The organism is Cupriavidus sp. 05L310, assembly GCF_056398185.1.
This window is the reverse complement of record NZ_JBFTOX010000005.1, coordinates 104,436-118,729: the sequence shown is the minus strand read 5'-3', so window position 1 is coordinate 118,729 and position 14,294 is coordinate 104,436. Positions and strand designations below refer to the sequence as shown.

The window sequence follows — 14,294 nt, the reverse complement described above, 5'->3', positions numbered from 1 at the left end:
CGGTCGTCGTCCTCAATCCGCTGGCGTAACCGGGTATGGCGCATCCGTCACGGTGTAGCCAAGATCGCGCAGTTTCTGTTTGACGAGTTCACGCTGTTCCTTGGTGTAGGTGACGTGTTCCGCGATCTTGAACGGCAGGTCCAGCTTCAGTGTCTTGGCGATGATGTTCAGCGCGTAGTCGCGTGCGCGGCAATAGCGCTGTTCTTCGGGTGTCATGGCCTGCTCGACGCCGCCGGGGAGGTACTGGCGGACGCCGATGTCTTCGAGTGGCTGCGGGTCGTTCAGGACCGGGATCAGCACCGGGACGAACTTTGGAATTCTCCAGGCACGGAAGTGATAGAACGTCCATAGAAAGTACTGTTTCCCATCGCGCCATTTCGTTCCTAACTCATAGGCCATGCGTTCCATGCTGCCGGGATCATCCAGTAGTGCAAGTCCGAGAACCGCACCCTGACGCACGCCATAATATTTCGCTTCCAGGTATGGTCTGATATCGGCAACGCGTTGCTCCACAGGAACAGATATCTGGGCCATGGTCAGCAGGAGGTTTTTGTCTCGCGCATTTTCCGGAGGCCGCAGTTTTGCCTTGAGAATGGGGTAGACCTCAGGCCGCGGATCTTCGATCAAGCCATAGATGCTGTTGTATCCGCCGCCATTGCCGAAGCCCTGCGCTAGAAGCAGCGCGGATTCTTGTGTGCGGATCTGCCTCAAGCAAGCATAAGCGGCATCCTTCGTCTCACTTTCCTTGGCGGCCGCAGTGAGGTTATTGGCATAACGTCGGGCGAGAATCGCCTTGATCTCGGGAATGACCTCGTTCCGGTAAGTGCGGCAGTATGTCTTGGCCTCGTCCCATTTCTTGTCGTCGATCAGTTGGGCCAGGGTTGGCATGGCTTGGGTCTCCTGCACGGATGCGGTTTGCGCGGTGGCGGATAGGGCCAGCATTGCCGTGGCAATGCCATAAAGCAGCGTCAGGCAAACATGCCATGACCGGGTTTGGCGTCGATGTCTTGGCTCCATGCGGTGTCGGTTCCTTTTGATTTGGATTGGTTAACCAGTGCAAGGCTTCGCGCCCTGGAGATCTCGGAATCTTGAGGACGAGAAATGATGTTTGGCACGACTTTGCAGCACAGCATCTTGCCGCCGCAGTCGACGTATCCCCCATTGGGGTACTGTGTTCTGCCATACCCCACATCGTTCAAGCGTCCGCGTTGACGTACGTTGGCTTGAAGCGGGGGCGTCGCCTGCAGTGCGGTGGAAACGTACATCAGGCTCCGGCGCGACCAGTAATCCTGCATGGCGTGGTCTTCCGGCCGGGTAGGCGGGTTCGCTACATCGTCACCGCTGGCGTTGATCGTGCCGGGATGCCATAAACCGAGGTAGTGTCCGATTTCGTGGGCAATGGCCTGTATGACTTCCGGTGCGGCCTGTTCGAAGCCGCCAGCCATCTTCTCGCCAACCACGAGCGCGGTGTTGCAGGCCCCCCATCCGATGCCAATCCCGCTCATGGTTCGGACCAGGTACATATTGAGCTTGCCGCTTATCCGATTGATGCTGGTTATTTCTTCGAACTCGACAGCATTCATTTCACCGGCCTTCGTGAGCCGGATTTTCTCGTCGAGCCAGCCTTCGATCTTGAATTGGATGCCGGCCGCGCGCCAGATGTCGTTGACCTTGTCGAACAGGTTCCAGATATCGTGACGGGTCAGGCCCGGGCCAACCGGCGCAATGGCAGGGTTGTCCTTCTGGCCGATGGTCATGGCGTGCACGACCACGGCGACATGGATGGCCTTATAGACCTCCACGTAGAGGCGATGAAGGATTGGGCCGCTTGCACTACCGTAACGGACTTCGATTACGGCTTCCGCAGGAAACGTGTCCTCACCCCCAGCCACGCCAGTCAGTTGCACGATATCGCCCGATGGCGTGCCAACCGTCACCACGCTTTCATCCGTGCTCTTGACGGACAATGGCACATTCTTGAACAAGTGCAGGCGTTGCAGGTAGATCTGAATGGTCTGTCCATTCGTCAGGCTGACCACGGGGCCGGGCCTGCCATCGACATAGCCGCGGTCATCCAGTTCCGGGTATTTCGGATCGAATCTGTTGTAGTTCTCGCGCACGAAGCGCACCGGCACGAAGCGGTGTCCTTCGTAGATCTCCCGCGCGAGTGGCTGCGACTTGCCTGGCTGCGGCTTGCCCTTGGCCGGCTGGGGTGGCGGTACGGCGCACGGTGTCATCGTGTCCGGCGGGGCGCTGCCGCCGCCTGCCGCCAGCCGGGCCACGAAATCGGGATGAAACTGCCTGATGGTGGAGCTTGCGATGTCGGTGTGAAAGCCATATTTCCGGCCCGGATCGATCTTGCCATCGGCACCCACTTCGTGACGCTCGATTTCCCCGTCCGGCATGAGGCCGTTGTCCACCTGGAAGCGAAGAATGGCGTCCTCGATTTCAAGATGATCCAGCTTGTCGTTGGGCGTCTGGGGTTCCACTCGTGTGTTCGGTGGTACATAACAGTACGGCTTGTCGTAATAGCCCAGGATCATCAGGCGGCGTTTCGCGCCCTGGATGCTCATCGTCGTCCGGCCGTCGGTCGCTTCGTCGGCGCTGTAGTCGCGCGGTTGCAGGTGAATGGTTGTCCCCAGGATTTCCAGTTCTCCGGTCAACCCCGGCCGCAATCCCGGCAGCAGGATCTGGCCGTTGGGTTCGGTCTGGCTCTCGATGTCTGGCCGGCCGGGAATGCGCAGCTTGTAGGAGATGCCAGCCAGTGCGCGCTCGGACACTTTGCCGCTCATGCCGGGGTAGGTCTGGAAGTAAATCCGCAGGGGCCGCAGCGGCAGCTCCACCTGACAAACTGCGCCGCCGGGCTTCAGTGTCAGCGTGGGGAGCGGGGCCGCGGTCTTGGCGGGCTGGGAAGGATGGGTCGCCATGGTGTCCTTACAGGAGTTCGATTTTCAGGGGTTCGCCGAATTCGGCCAGACGCAGCGCGGTTTCGCCATCGGCGTTGGTTACGCCTTCGATGACGCTGCCATCGGCGCGCGTGATGCGATAGGGCTGGTAGGGCGCTGGCTGGTTGGCGTCTTCCCAGTGCAGCTTGTAGAAGCCGGAGTAGCCCTTGCCGAAGCTGGGCATGGGCGTGGTGCGGGTCTTGGGGCCGGTGAGCAAGCGGCTGCCCGCGTGGACCGCCCAGGACCCGCTGGTGCCGCTTTCGATGGAGCTGGGCGTCATGCGGTAGTACGTGCCGCCTACGTTGAAGACGATCTCCTCGGCGGCGGTGATCTCTACTTTCTTCTCGGTGCTGGTGATGCGCAGCGTGTCGCGCGACACCATCTCCATCTCATTGTTCTGCGCCTGCGCGATGAATTTGCCCTTGCGCGCGATCAGCTTGACATCCTCTGTGTGGCCGCACAACGAAACGCCCTTACCCGCGCTGCCGACGATGCTGGCGCCGCTGGAGAGGGAGAGATGCTTGCCGGTGGTCAGCGCTGTGTGGTCGCCGCTGTGCAGGTGCGTGGTCTTGGCGGTCGTGCTGGCGATGCCTGCCGGGCTTGCCACTATCAGCATTGGTTCGCTCAGTTCCCCAAGGGGGTCGCCTGTGCCCCGGATAACCTGGTTTTGCGCCGCGATGGCCTCGGCTACATCCTCCTGTTCATTGGTTTGCGCGAGGGCCGCGATGCTGGCCTCCAGCACATTGCGTGCTTCGCCCAGTGCCTGTTCCAGCCGCTGGATCGTTTCGCGCATCGCCAACGCATGGCCCTCTGCCTTGCGCCGGGCCTCGGTAGTGATCAGCATGCCGTCCGAACGGATGGCGCCCTTGCCATCGGTGCGCAACTCGAACCCTTCGCCGCGCTTGTCCTTGCGCCCCTCGGCGTCCTTTACCCGCACGTTGTGGCCCAGCGCCAGCAAGCTGTTCTGGTAGGCCGAGGCTACCTGGACCTGTTGTTGATCCTGGGTATCGTCATAGAGTGTGTGGTTGCGGCCCTCGCCAAACAGCTCCTTGCTCCGATAGCCGGATAGGGCATGCTGGCCGGGCAGGTTCCAGGGCGGCAGGTTCAGGCGGTTGTTCACCCGCCCGACAATGATCGGCAGGTCCGGGTCGCCTCCCATGAATTCCACCAGCACTTCCTGGCCGATGCGCGGCACGTGCGTGCTGCCGAACTGGTCGCCCGAGGCATAGTCGGCCACGCGAATCCAGCAGGAACTGTTCGCGTCGTCTTTGCCATAGCGGTCCCACGGGAACTGGACGCGGACCCGCCCCACGTCATCGCACCAGATGGCCTGGTTCTCGGGGCCGACGACCCTGGCGCTGTGATAGCCGCCCACCTTGGGCTTTTCCACGCGCTCTGGGCGGAAGATCTCATTGCTGGGCTGCGCTTCGAATTCGACCTCGCAGCGCCATTGCTGGCCGCTGCCGGAGACTTCCCCCACGTCCTCGATCCACAGGCGCGCGGCATAGATCAGGAATTCGCGGTTCGCCTTGCGCCGCATGAACCGCTTGAGTGTGAACATGCAGCCCGGCACCATCGCGCGCACGTTGCCCTTGCCCCGCACCCGGTAGCCGTGCTGGCGCATCGCTTCCATGCGGATGCGTGCGAGCATGTCGCCTTCCTGCCAGGCATCGCTGCCGGTCTTGGGTTGGGTGAAGTCGCCCGGCCACACATACCGTTCCTGCATCGGGTGGCTGGTGTCGCGCGGATCTTTGCTGGTGACGTTCAGATCGGCACGCGGCTGGTTGAAGTCGTAGTCGCCGTGCGTCCACTTGCCCGACACCAGCCGGTCGTGGATTTCGAAGGCGTGCAGGTGTTCCTTATCCACGCGATCCGAAGAGGGATACCAACTGATCGTGTGATAGGCGGCGCTGGGGAATTTGCGAAAGGCGCCGTTGCCATCGGTCAACACCATGCGGTGATGGCCATCTGCGTGTTCCCAATGGAAGTTGATTCCAAATTCGCTGAGGATGCGACAGAGAAACCGGTAGTCCGTTTCACCGAACTGCCACTGACATTCGCGCCGAGGGTACTCGATGCCGAACAGGCGCCGCTCGACCGGGAAGGTGTAATCCGACAGCACTTTCTCGGCGATTTCAATCACCGTCATGTTCTGGAACGACTTGTAATCGGTGGTCTGTGTGGCGAGCCAAAGCCAGGGGCGCAGCGTCATGCGGTAGACGACGTGCTGGTTCTCATAGATGGGGCCGTACAGGTCGGTGACGATGCCGGTGATTTCGCGCGTGCCCTTGCCGACGCCACCTTCAGGGCCTGACCCGGCGCCGTCCAGTTCAATTTCAACCGTCAGTTCCTGCCCCTGCATGGCTTCCATGTCCAGTTCGGCGGCAGGGCCATACAGGGCATTGCGTGCATCCGGGGTCTTGAGTTCCAGTTCGTAGGCGAACAGGCTGTTGATGCTTTCGGTGCCAGACAGCTTGGAGAACACCAGCATCGGCTGGCCAAGCAAAGTGGGCATGCCCGCACCGGTGACGCGGACGGTGCGGGAGGAAAACGACGGCAAGCGATGACCCATGCAAAACACTCCGTGAGAGATTGGAACTCGGTGGCTTGCGCATGGCGGCTGCCACGCGGTTCGGCCAGTCCAGGCGCAGTGACTCAGGGTGATGCTAAATAGGTGCGCTTAGCGAGTAAATCGGACGCGTCCGAATTCGCTATCGAAGTCAAATGAAAAGCGGAATGAGTTACGGCTGATATCACGCTCATTTCGGATGGCGCGACCAGCCTGGCGCAAGAGGCAATACCCGCGCTAGCGCGTTTGCAAATTGCTTACATTGCGTGGCGCGCAAACGACGCGGTCAGGTACTGCTGTCTGGTGCATGTCCGGCCATCCTTGCGCGTTGCGTGCCGGGCTTCTAGGAGGGCCAGAAGTTATCCGGATGAGGACTGCTACCTGATCGCCGGTGCGCACGGATCGCTAGCCGTGCAGACCATGCGACTCAAGACCTGCGCGCGCGACAAAGACCGCTCATGGTTAAAGCCATTCCAGGCCAGCGTGGCCGGATTGGTGCACGAGGACCCGCTCGAACGGCAGCTCGCGCATTTCTGCGACGTGATCCACGGCACGGCGAAGCCTCTTGCCACCGTGCATGATGGGCTGCAGAATCTGCGTGTCGCCGAGGCCATCGCCGAGGCTGCGCGCACAGGCTGCATCGTCGGGACGGTGGAGGCCTGAGCCGTGCATCCGCCAGCAAGGCGGCACCGATCGGAAGACCGGCAAGAACACCTGGGAAAGAGGAAACAACATGCAATCCGTACTCGTCATCAACGGCCCCAACCTGAACCTGTTGGGCACGCGCGAGCCGCAGATCTATGGCTCGACCACGCTGGCGGACGTCGAGGCGGCCCTGAAGCAGCAGGCCGCCGGAATGGGCTTGTCGCTGGACTGCTTCCAGAGCAACCACGAAGGCGCCATCGTCGACCGCATCCACGCGGCGCGCACCGAGGGCGTCAGCTACATCCTGATCAATCCCGGCGCGTTCACGCACACCAGCGTGGCGATCCGCGACGCCTTCGCCGGCGTGGCGATTCCCTTCGTGGAGGTGCATATCTCGAATGTGCACAAGCGCGAGGCGTTCCGCCACCATTCCTACCTGTCCGATATCGCGGAGGCGGTGATGGCAGGCTTCGGCACGCAGGGCTATGGCCTCGCGCTGCAGTTCATTGGCGCGAAGCTGAGAGCCACGCCGGCTAAATGAAAGCGGCGCGGCCCGGCGGAAAGCCGCCGGGCCGCGCCTCGCGCCGTCATGCGTTTCAGTGAGCGGGGGACTGGCCCTCGATCGCGCCAGGGACTGCGCGCGGCGCCATGAAGTACATCCAGGCCAGCGCGAGGAAATACGCGCAGGGAATCATGGTGAACAGCACCGAGTAGTTGTTGTGCGTCCTGGTCAGCACGTAGCCGACGAGCTGGGTCATGAACATGCCGCCGACGGCGCCCATCATGCCGCCGAAGCCGAACACGGAGCTGATGACTTCCTTGGGCGTGTAGTCCATCACCATGCTCCAGATGTTCGCGGTCCAGGCCTGGTGCGCGCCAATGGCGATCGAGATCGCGGCCACCGCCATCCACAGGCTGCTGGCGCCGGCGGCGAACACGATCATGGTGATGCAGGCGGCGAAGAGCAGCATCGACAGCAGCCGTGCCTTCACCGGCGCCATGCCCCGGCCGATCAACAGCGACGACAGCGCGCCGCCGCCAACGCTGCCGAGATCGGCGGCGAGGTAGATGACGATCAGCGGAATGCCCATCTGCGTCACGTTGATGCCGAGGTTGTACTGCTGGTTGAGAAACGGCGGCAGCCAGTAGAGATAGAACCAGAATACGGGGGCCGTGATGGTGTAGGCCAGCGCGAAGGCCCAGGTGCCGCGCATGCGCAGGATGCGCGAGTACGGCACCTTCTGCGGCGCGGGTTCCACGCCTTGCTGTACGTAGCGCAGCTCGCCCTGGCTGACGCGCGGGTGCTGCTCGGGATCGTAGTAGTTGCGCACCCAGAACACCACCCAGATGAGGCCGAGCGCGCCGATGCAGAAGAAGGCGGCCTGCCAGCCCCAGGCCACGAGGATCAGCGGCAGCATGACCGGCGCGACCATGGCCCCGACGTTGGTGCCGGCATTGAACAGGCCCGTGGCCACGGCACGCTCGCCCGCCGGAAACCACAGCCGCGTGGTCTTGACGCAGGCGGGATAGTTGGCGGCTTCGGTCAGGCCCAGGAAGAAGCGGCAAACCATGAAGCCAACGGCCGACACCGCCAGGCCGTGCGCGCCGGCGGCGACGCTCCACAGCAGCACCGCGATCAGGAACGCGCGCTTCACGCCGACCTTGTCGATAAAGCGCCCCTGCGCCCCAAAGCCCACGGCATAGCCAACCTGGAACCAGAAGTTGATATTGGCGTAGTCCTGGGCTGTCCAGTTCATGGCCTTGGCCAGTACCGGCTGCATCACGCCCAGCGCCGCACGGTCGATGTAGTTCAGCGTGGTGGCGAAGAACACCAGGGCCAGCATGCCCCAGCGCATGCGCCCGACGGCGAAGGCCGAGCGTATCTTGTCGCCAATCGTGCCATGCACGGCGAGTGGCGTGACAAGGTCCTTATGTGTCGTAGTCATGGGGGTGTCTCCGGGAATTTCCATTCTGTCTTGCGCCCTTGCCGTGGCATGGCGTCTGTGCTTTTGCGGCAGCGTACCCGCTGCGTGGCCGGCGAGCGCGCCGCTCAATAGGCGATCCTGGCCACGGCGCGTAACGCATCGGCCGTTGCCGTGCCGAAGCCGAAGAATTCCAGGTAGGCCGGAATCATTTCGAACAGCATGTCGGTGCCGACCTGGACCTTGCAGCCGCGCGCGATGGCCGCGCGCAGCAAGGGCGTGTATTCGGATTTCATCACCACCTCGCCAACCCATGCCTGCGGATCGATGCGCGATACGTCGAAGGGCAGGGGATCCGTCTCGTTCATGCCCAGCGGCGTGGCGTTGACCACCACTTCGTAGCCGGCGGGGTCGTTGGCGCCCACGCTGACCTGCAGGCTCGGATAGTGCGACTGCAGGCGTGCCGCCAGCGCTTGCGCGGAGGCTTCGCGCGCGTCGAACAGCCCCAGCCGCGCCACTCCGGCGGCAGCCAGCGACGCGGCGATGGCCGAACCGACGCCGCCGCAGCCCGAGACCAGCACGCTGGCGCCCTCCAGCCGGCAGCCCTTGCGCTGGATGCCGCGCACGAATCCGGCGCCATCGAACTGGTCGCCCAGCAAGGTGCCATCCTCGCGCAGCAGCACGGCGTTGCAGGCGCCGGCGATGCGCGCGGTCGGGGTGAGCGCGTCCACCAGTTCCATGGTGGTGACCTTGTGCGGCATGGTGATCAGCGCGCCGCGGATATTGGTCAGCCGGAACAGCGCGCGGAATCCGCTCGCGAAGTCCTCCGCTTTCAGGCCCATGGGCACCACCACGGCATTGATGCCGCGCTGTTCGAACCACGGGTTGTAGATCATCGGCGCCTTGAATGACTCGGTGGGGTAGCCGATATGGGCGATGAGAGTGGTCTTGCCGTTGATCATGATGTAGGCCGGGTTCGATGTGGATAGCCGAAGCTTAGAGGCTCAAGTGGCTTGTTCCAAGAGATTCAATCGGCACAATGCGCGATAGATGGACGAATGCGCGCGATTATAGGTCGAAATTCGGGTTTGCCCCCGGTGCTCCACCTACCCGGACAGAGCGGCAAGGCGAGATAAGGGTTTACGCCAGTTTCGTGCGTTCATCGTTCGCCGGTGCACGAATAATGTGGCGGGCCGGGGCTGTTGCCATTGTTGGCTGCGGGGGCGGCGGCTACGCTTCGGCTGCCGCCGCGCCCACCCGGTTCGGCGCGCGCGGGTCTTGCGGCCGGGCTAGAGCGAAGCCGGGGCCCTTGCTATGATGAGTGACGCCACACCCGCAGCCACCACGGATTCCATAAAGGAGCAGAGACATGAGCCTGTCGGCAGACGCTTTTTCCCCGCGCGGCGACGATTTCCAGCCTTGGGAGAATCCGCTGGGCATCATGGGTTATGAGTTCATCGAATTCGCGTCTCCCGACCCCGTGGCGCTCGGGCGTACCTTCGAGCGGTTCGGCTTCCATGCCATTGCCCAGCACCGGCACAAGAACGTGAAGCTGTTCCGGCAAGGCGAGATGAACTTCATCGTCGACGCGGAGCCGGATTCCTTCGCCACCCGCTATGCGTCCGAATACGGCCTGTCGATCTGTGCGGTCGGCATTCGCGTGAACGATGCGGCAACGGCCTTCGCGCGCGCGATCGATGCGGGCGCATGGCCGTTCGAGGGCGGGACGGTGGGGCCCATGGAACTGAACATTCCCGCCATCCAGGGCATCGGCCAGTCCATCATCTACTTCATCGACCGCTGGCGCGGCAAGGAAGGCCGGCCCGGCGACGTAGGCGACATCTCCATCTACGACGTCGATTTCCGCTCGCTGGCCCATGCGGCTTCGGACGCCGCCGCGTCCACCGCAGCCGGCCTCACCCGCGTGGACCATCTGACGCAGGCGGTCGATCCGGGCCACCTGGAAGAGTGGCTCGATTTCTACCGCAACGTGCTCGGGTTTCGCGAGATCCACGAAGTCAACGCCGGCTGGCATGTCGCCAGCGATTCACGCGTACTGCTTTCGCCATGCGGTCTGATCCGCATCCCGATCTACGAGAAGGGCACGCAGCGGCACGACCAGATGGAGCACTACCTGTCCGGCCATCACGGCGAGGGTATCCAGCATATTGCGCTGGCGACCGACGACCTCGTGGCCAGCGCGGCCGCGCTGGAGCGCAACGGCGTGCGTTTCGTCGAGCCGCCACCAGCCTATTACGACACCGTCGATGCGCGCGTGCCTGGCCACGGGCTGGATCTGGCCGCGTTGCGGCGCTATGGCATCCTGGTGGATGGCGCGCAGCGCGACGACGGGACGCGCGAGCGCTTCCTGCAAGCCTTCGCCCGGCGCGAGGCCGGCGAATTCTTCTTCGAGATCGTCCAGCGCGACGGCTACCACGGTTTCGGCGAGGGCAACCTGCCGGCGCTGGAAGCGGCCATGGCCCGCGCGCCCAGGTCGCCGGCCTGACCGGCCTGCGGATGGCCGCGCAGTGCCAGCTGCCACGCCAGGCCGCCAACGGCGATGCCGCACTGGCTTGACGGCACGGACTTGCTCGCGGATAGTGCGGTTCGCGGCATCCCGTGCTCAGCGCGGCGCCGGTGTCGTCCCAGCTTTTTCCTCCCTTGTTTCAGGCCGTGCAGCCGCGGCCCTCGCGTTCGCCGTCACCATGAATCTTCGCCCTCCCGCTGTCTTTCCGGCATGCCCAACCCTTGCCCGGCTGATGCTGGCGCCGGCCCTGGCACTTTGCCTCGGCTTGCCCGCGTGCTCCCGGCACGACACCTCGCCCGAGGCGGCCGGCGCCTCGTCCGCCGAGGCCAGGCCGGCCTCCGCGGCGGTTGCGCAGGCCGACAGCCTCAAGCGCGAGGCCCTGATCCGGCTCGCCTTTCCCGGCTGGCGCGACGACGACAAGGGCCGCGTGGTGCGCGCCCGTTTGCCGGACCAGGAGTACAAGGGCAAGGGCGAGGCGCCGCTGGTGGAGGACACCATCGACGTCAAGCCGATCCAGGTAATCCGGCTGGATGACATCCACGCCGTGATGCTGACCGAAGGCGTGACCGTGGATGAAGGCGGCACGCGCAACGATAGCCACGCCGCGGGCGCCTGGCTGGGTGCGTATTTTTTCACGCGCAACGGTGAAGCCTGGCAACTGGACCGGCGCGTCGACGGCTATGACTACACCGGCGTGGAAGGCTCGCTGGGACAGTCATCCGTCACGAAGATCTCAGCCACGGATTTCGCGCTGACCCAGACCTGGGGCAGTTGCTGGCAGGGCTATTGCGGCAGCTGGGCCTCCGTCTATCGCCTGGCGCCGGGGCAGATATCGACCTTGCTGGGCAGCGTGGCAATGAGCGCGGAAAACAGCGGTGCGCTGGAACCGTGCGCGGACGCGCTCGCCGGCAAGCCGCTCGCGCCCGCCGAACGCGGCACGGACAGCCAGGACGATGGCGAGCAGGTCTGCTACCAGGTGGAGGGCAAGCCGGCCTTCGCGCTCGGCACGGATGCGCCGGGGGAGCTCACGCTGACGTTCCAGGGCGAGGAGGTCAAGGTGCCCGGCGGCGCGGCCAAGCCCCGGCGCCGCTCGCTGGACGCAGTGGTGCGCTATCGTTTCCAGGACGGCAGGTACCTGGTGAGCCAGGGCCAGAACCCGGTTCCCTCTTTCTGAGCCTCCCAGGCCGGGGCGCGCCGCCGGGGCTTACCGGTGCTTGCGGGGGCGGCGCGGAAGGCGTAGCTTGTCGGCTTGCCGCCGCCGCGACGGCAAGACTCCCACGGTCCTGACCGCGCGCCGCCCGCTGCCGCCACTTCCCGAGCCGCGCCTGCACGCTTGCCGGCTCCGGCGTGCCCGTCCCACGCACTCAGAGAATCGCGCACCCATGACCGACATCCATCACGCCGCCGCCCAGGGTTTTTCCAGCCAGGCCGATACCTACGCCCGTGGCCGCCCCGACTATCCGCCGGCGCTTGGCGCCTGGCTGGAACAGGAGCTTGGCCTGCGGGCCGGCAAGACCGTGCTGGACCTGGGCGCGGGCACTGGCAAGTTCAGCCGCCTGCTGCTGGCTACCGGCGCCACCGTGATCGCGGTCGAGCCGGTTGCGGCCATGCGTGCGCGGCTCAGCGCCGCGGTGCCCTCGGTGCAGGCGCTCGAGGGCACCGCCGAGGCCATCCCGCTGCCCGGCGCCAGCGTCGACGCGGTGGTCTGCGCGCAAGCCTTCCACTGGTTCGCCAACAGCGCCGCCATGGCCGAGATCGGCCGCGTGCTGCGCCCGGGCGGCAAGCTCGGCCTGGTCTGGAACGTACGCGACGAATCGGTCGACTGGGTGGCGCGGCTCACCGCCATCATGACGCCGTTCGAGGGCGATGCGCCGCGCTTCTACAAAGGCGACTGGAAGGCGGTGTTTCCGGCGGCAGGCTTCGGCGAACTAGCCCTGTCCGCCTTCCCCTACGAGCATGTCGGTCCCGCGCAGCAGGTGGTCGTGGACCGCGTGATGTCGGTCAGTTTCATTGCCTCGCTGCCGCCGGCGCAGCAGGATGCGGTGCGCGCACGGCTGCAGGCCGTGATCGACGGCAGCCCGGCGCTGGCCGGCAAGCCGAGCGTGGCGTTTCCCTACCGGACCGAGGCGTATAGCTGCCAGCGGCTGGGGTAGCAGGCGCGGGCGGGGGGGCTACGGGGAAGCCGTGCCTGGCGCCGGAGCCGGTGCGGTCATGCCGTAGTCGGCCGGCGCGTCGGCCGGGCGCGGCGTGTCACCCGCTCGTTCGATCCAGCCGCCGCCGAGGAACTGGTAGAGATCGACCAGGTTCGTCAACCGTTGCAGCCGCGCGTTGATCAGCAGCAACTGCGCGCTGTAGAGGTCGTTTTGCGCGGTCAGCACGCTCAGGTAGCTGTCCACCCCGTTGCGATAGCGCAGGTCCGACAGCACCAGCCGGCGCTCCTGCGAGCCGGTGAAGCGTTCCAGTGACTTGATCTGGTTGTCGAAGGTGCCGCGCGCGGCCAGGCCATCGGACACCTCGCGAAAGGCGGTCTGGATGGCTTTCTCGTAGCTGGCGATCTCGATGCGTTTCTGTACCTGCGCCAGGTCCAGGGCCGCCACGTTCTGGCCGCCCTGGAAGATCGGCAGGGTAATCTGCGGCGCGAATGACCACGCGCCGGAACCGGGCTTGAACAGGCCGCCGAGCGTTGGCGAGAGCGTGCCCGCATTGCCCGTGAGCGTCACGCGGGGGAAAAAAGCCGCGCGCGCCGCGCCGATGTTCGCGTTGGCGGCCAGCAGTAATTGCTCCGCGGCGGCAATGTCGGGGCGCCGCGTCAGCAGGTCGGACGGCAGGCCCGCCGGGATATCGGCGAGCAGGGCCTGGCTGTTGAGCGGCAGGCCCGGCGGCAGGTCCTCCGGCAATGGCTCTCCCACCAGCAGCACCAGCCCGTTCTCCGCCTGCGCGCGCAGCCGGGCTTCCGTTTCCAGGTTGGCGCGCGCCTGCTCGACGACGCCTTCGGACTGCCGCAGGTCAAGCTCCGAGCCGGTCCCGACATCGAACTTCAGGCTGGTGATGCGCAACGACTCCTCGGCCGTCACCAGCGTGGCGCGCGTGACGGCGAGCGCATCGTCGAAGGCGAGCATGGCGAGATACTGGTTCGCCACCGAAGACAACAGGGCAAGCTCTGCCGCCTTGCGGCTTTCCGCCAGCGACAGGTACTGCGCGAGCGCCTGGTCCGACAGGCTGCGGATACGGCCGAAGAAGTCGATTTCCCATGACGCGTTGAGGCCGACCGAATATTCGGCCGCAATGGTCCGGCCCGCGACCGTCAGGTTCGCCGGCGTGCGCGCCCGGGTTCCCGAGGCCGCCGCGTTGACCGAGGGAAACAACGCCGCGCGCGTGATCTGGTACTGCGCCCGCGCCGCTTCTATGTTCAGTACCGACACGCGCAGGTCGCGGTTGTTCTTCAGCGCCAGCTCGAGCAGGCGCTGAAGACGCGGATCGGCAAAGAAATCCCGCCAGCCGATATCGGTCGCCGGCGCGGCCGCCGTGGTACTCTCCGCGCCGCTCGCGGCGGGCTGCTGGCCGTAGGCGCCGCCGGCGGGGAAGGCCGGCGCAACAGGGGCGGCCGGGCGCTCGTAGCGTGGCTGGAGCGTGCAGCCGGCGGCCAGGATGGCCACGGCGGTCGTGATCGATGCGAGTCTGGGCAT

At 65.0% G+C, this 14,294-nt stretch carries 11 protein-coding genes; 5 read left to right on the top strand and 6 right to left on the bottom strand.

Going from position 1 to position 14,294, the window contains the following annotated elements:
* Positions 1-12 precede the first annotated feature (12 nt).
* The 3 genes from AC1DS6_RS04765 to AC1DS6_RS04755 form a co-directional block, all read right to left on the bottom strand.
* Positions 13-888 carry a hypothetical protein gene (locus AC1DS6_RS04765; protein WP_477102184.1) on the bottom strand — a complete coding sequence of 292 codons (876 nt, stop codon included), beginning with the start codon at positions 886-888 and terminating at the stop codon, positions 13-15.
* A gap of 80 nt (positions 889-968) precedes the next feature.
* Positions 969-2,927, bottom strand: coding sequence for a zinc metalloprotease (locus AC1DS6_RS04760; protein WP_477102183.1), 1,959 nt, complete (start codon positions 2,925-2,927; stop codon positions 969-971).
* A gap of 7 nt (positions 2,928-2,934) precedes the next feature.
* Positions 2,935-5,517, bottom strand: a complete 2,583-nt coding sequence (locus AC1DS6_RS04755; RefSeq protein ID WP_441637384.1) for a type VI secretion system Vgr family protein — start codon at positions 5,515-5,517, stop codon at positions 2,935-2,937.
* Positions 5,518-5,817: 300 nt separating this feature from the next.
* On the opposite strand from AC1DS6_RS04755, the gene AC1DS6_RS04750 reads away from it, so the two are divergent.
* Positions 5,818-6,177 (top strand): Gfo/Idh/MocA family oxidoreductase, encoded by a 360-nt coding sequence (locus AC1DS6_RS04750; protein ID WP_441637389.1) that lies wholly within the window; start codon positions 5,818-5,820, stop codon positions 6,175-6,177.
* A gap of 70 nt (positions 6,178-6,247) precedes the next feature.
* Positions 6,248-6,700, top strand: coding sequence for a type II 3-dehydroquinate dehydratase (aroQ, locus tag AC1DS6_RS04745; RefSeq protein WP_441637382.1), 453 nt, complete (start codon positions 6,248-6,250; stop codon positions 6,698-6,700).
* Between the two features lie 55 nt (positions 6,701-6,755).
* Here the strand turns inward: aroQ and AC1DS6_RS04740 are convergent, their stop codons facing one another.
* Positions 6,756-8,105: an MFS transporter gene (locus AC1DS6_RS04740; RefSeq protein WP_441636801.1), complete on the bottom strand. Its 1,350-nt coding sequence runs from the start codon at positions 8,103-8,105 to the stop codon at positions 6,756-6,758.
* A gap of 104 nt (positions 8,106-8,209) precedes the next feature.
* The gene (locus tag AC1DS6_RS04735; protein ID WP_441636803.1) at positions 8,210-9,043 is read right to left on the bottom strand and encodes a shikimate dehydrogenase family protein; all 834 of its coding nucleotides are present in this window, start codon (positions 9,041-9,043) and stop codon (positions 8,210-8,212) included.
* 407 nt (positions 9,044-9,450) lie between these two features.
* Between AC1DS6_RS04735 and AC1DS6_RS04730 the strand changes: the two genes are divergently transcribed.
* From AC1DS6_RS04730 to AC1DS6_RS04720, 3 genes are all read left to right on the top strand, one after another.
* Complete coding sequence (locus tag AC1DS6_RS04730) at positions 9,451-10,587, top strand: 4-hydroxyphenylpyruvate dioxygenase family protein (protein ID WP_441636805.1); 1,137 nt, start codon at positions 9,451-9,453, stop codon at positions 10,585-10,587.
* 199 nt (positions 10,588-10,786) lie between these two features.
* Positions 10,787-11,782, top strand: coding sequence for a hypothetical protein (locus tag AC1DS6_RS04725; protein WP_441636807.1), 996 nt, complete (start codon positions 10,787-10,789; stop codon positions 11,780-11,782).
* 208 nt (positions 11,783-11,990) lie between these two features.
* The gene (locus tag AC1DS6_RS04720) at positions 11,991-12,761 is read left to right on the top strand and encodes a class I SAM-dependent methyltransferase (protein ID WP_441636809.1); all 771 of its coding nucleotides are present in this window, start codon (positions 11,991-11,993) and stop codon (positions 12,759-12,761) included.
* A gap of 18 nt (positions 12,762-12,779) precedes the next feature.
* On the opposite strand, the gene AC1DS6_RS04715 is transcribed toward AC1DS6_RS04720, so the two are convergent.
* On the bottom strand, positions 12,780-14,294 hold the full coding sequence (locus AC1DS6_RS04715) for an efflux transporter outer membrane subunit (RefSeq protein WP_477102182.1): 1,515 nt from the start codon (positions 14,292-14,294) through the stop codon (positions 12,780-12,782).

Bases quoted from the DNA above. Each gene is read 5' to 3' on its own strand.
- AC1DS6_RS04765 (WP_477102184.1), bottom strand. From the start codon at position 888: ATGCCAACCCTGGCCCAACTGATCGACGACAAGAAATGGGACGAGGCC.
- AC1DS6_RS04760 (WP_477102183.1), bottom strand. From the start codon at position 2,927: ATGGCGACCCATCCTTCCCAGCCCGCCAAGACCGCGGCCCCGCTCCCC.
- AC1DS6_RS04755 (WP_441637384.1), bottom strand. From the start codon at position 5,517: ATGGGTCATCGCTTGCCGTCGTTTTCCTCCCGCACCGTCCGCGTCACC.
- aroQ (WP_441637382.1), top strand. From the start codon at position 6,248: ATGCAATCCGTACTCGTCATCAACGGCCCCAACCTGAACCTGTTGGGC.
- AC1DS6_RS04740 (WP_441636801.1), bottom strand. From the start codon at position 8,105: ATGACTACGACACATAAGGACCTTGTCACGCCACTCGCCGTGCATGGC.
- AC1DS6_RS04735 (WP_441636803.1), bottom strand. From the start codon at position 9,043: ATGATCAACGGCAAGACCACTCTCATCGCCCATATCGGCTACCCCACC.
- AC1DS6_RS04730 (WP_441636805.1), top strand. From the start codon at position 9,451: ATGAGCCTGTCGGCAGACGCTTTTTCCCCGCGCGGCGACGATTTCCAG.
- AC1DS6_RS04725 (WP_441636807.1), top strand. From the start codon at position 10,787: ATGAATCTTCGCCCTCCCGCTGTCTTTCCGGCATGCCCAACCCTTGCC.
- AC1DS6_RS04720 (WP_441636809.1), top strand. From the start codon at position 11,991: ATGACCGACATCCATCACGCCGCCGCCCAGGGTTTTTCCAGCCAGGCC.
- AC1DS6_RS04715 (WP_477102182.1), bottom strand. From the start codon at position 14,294: ATGCCCAGACTCGCATCGATCACGACCGCCGTGGCCATCCTGGCCGCC.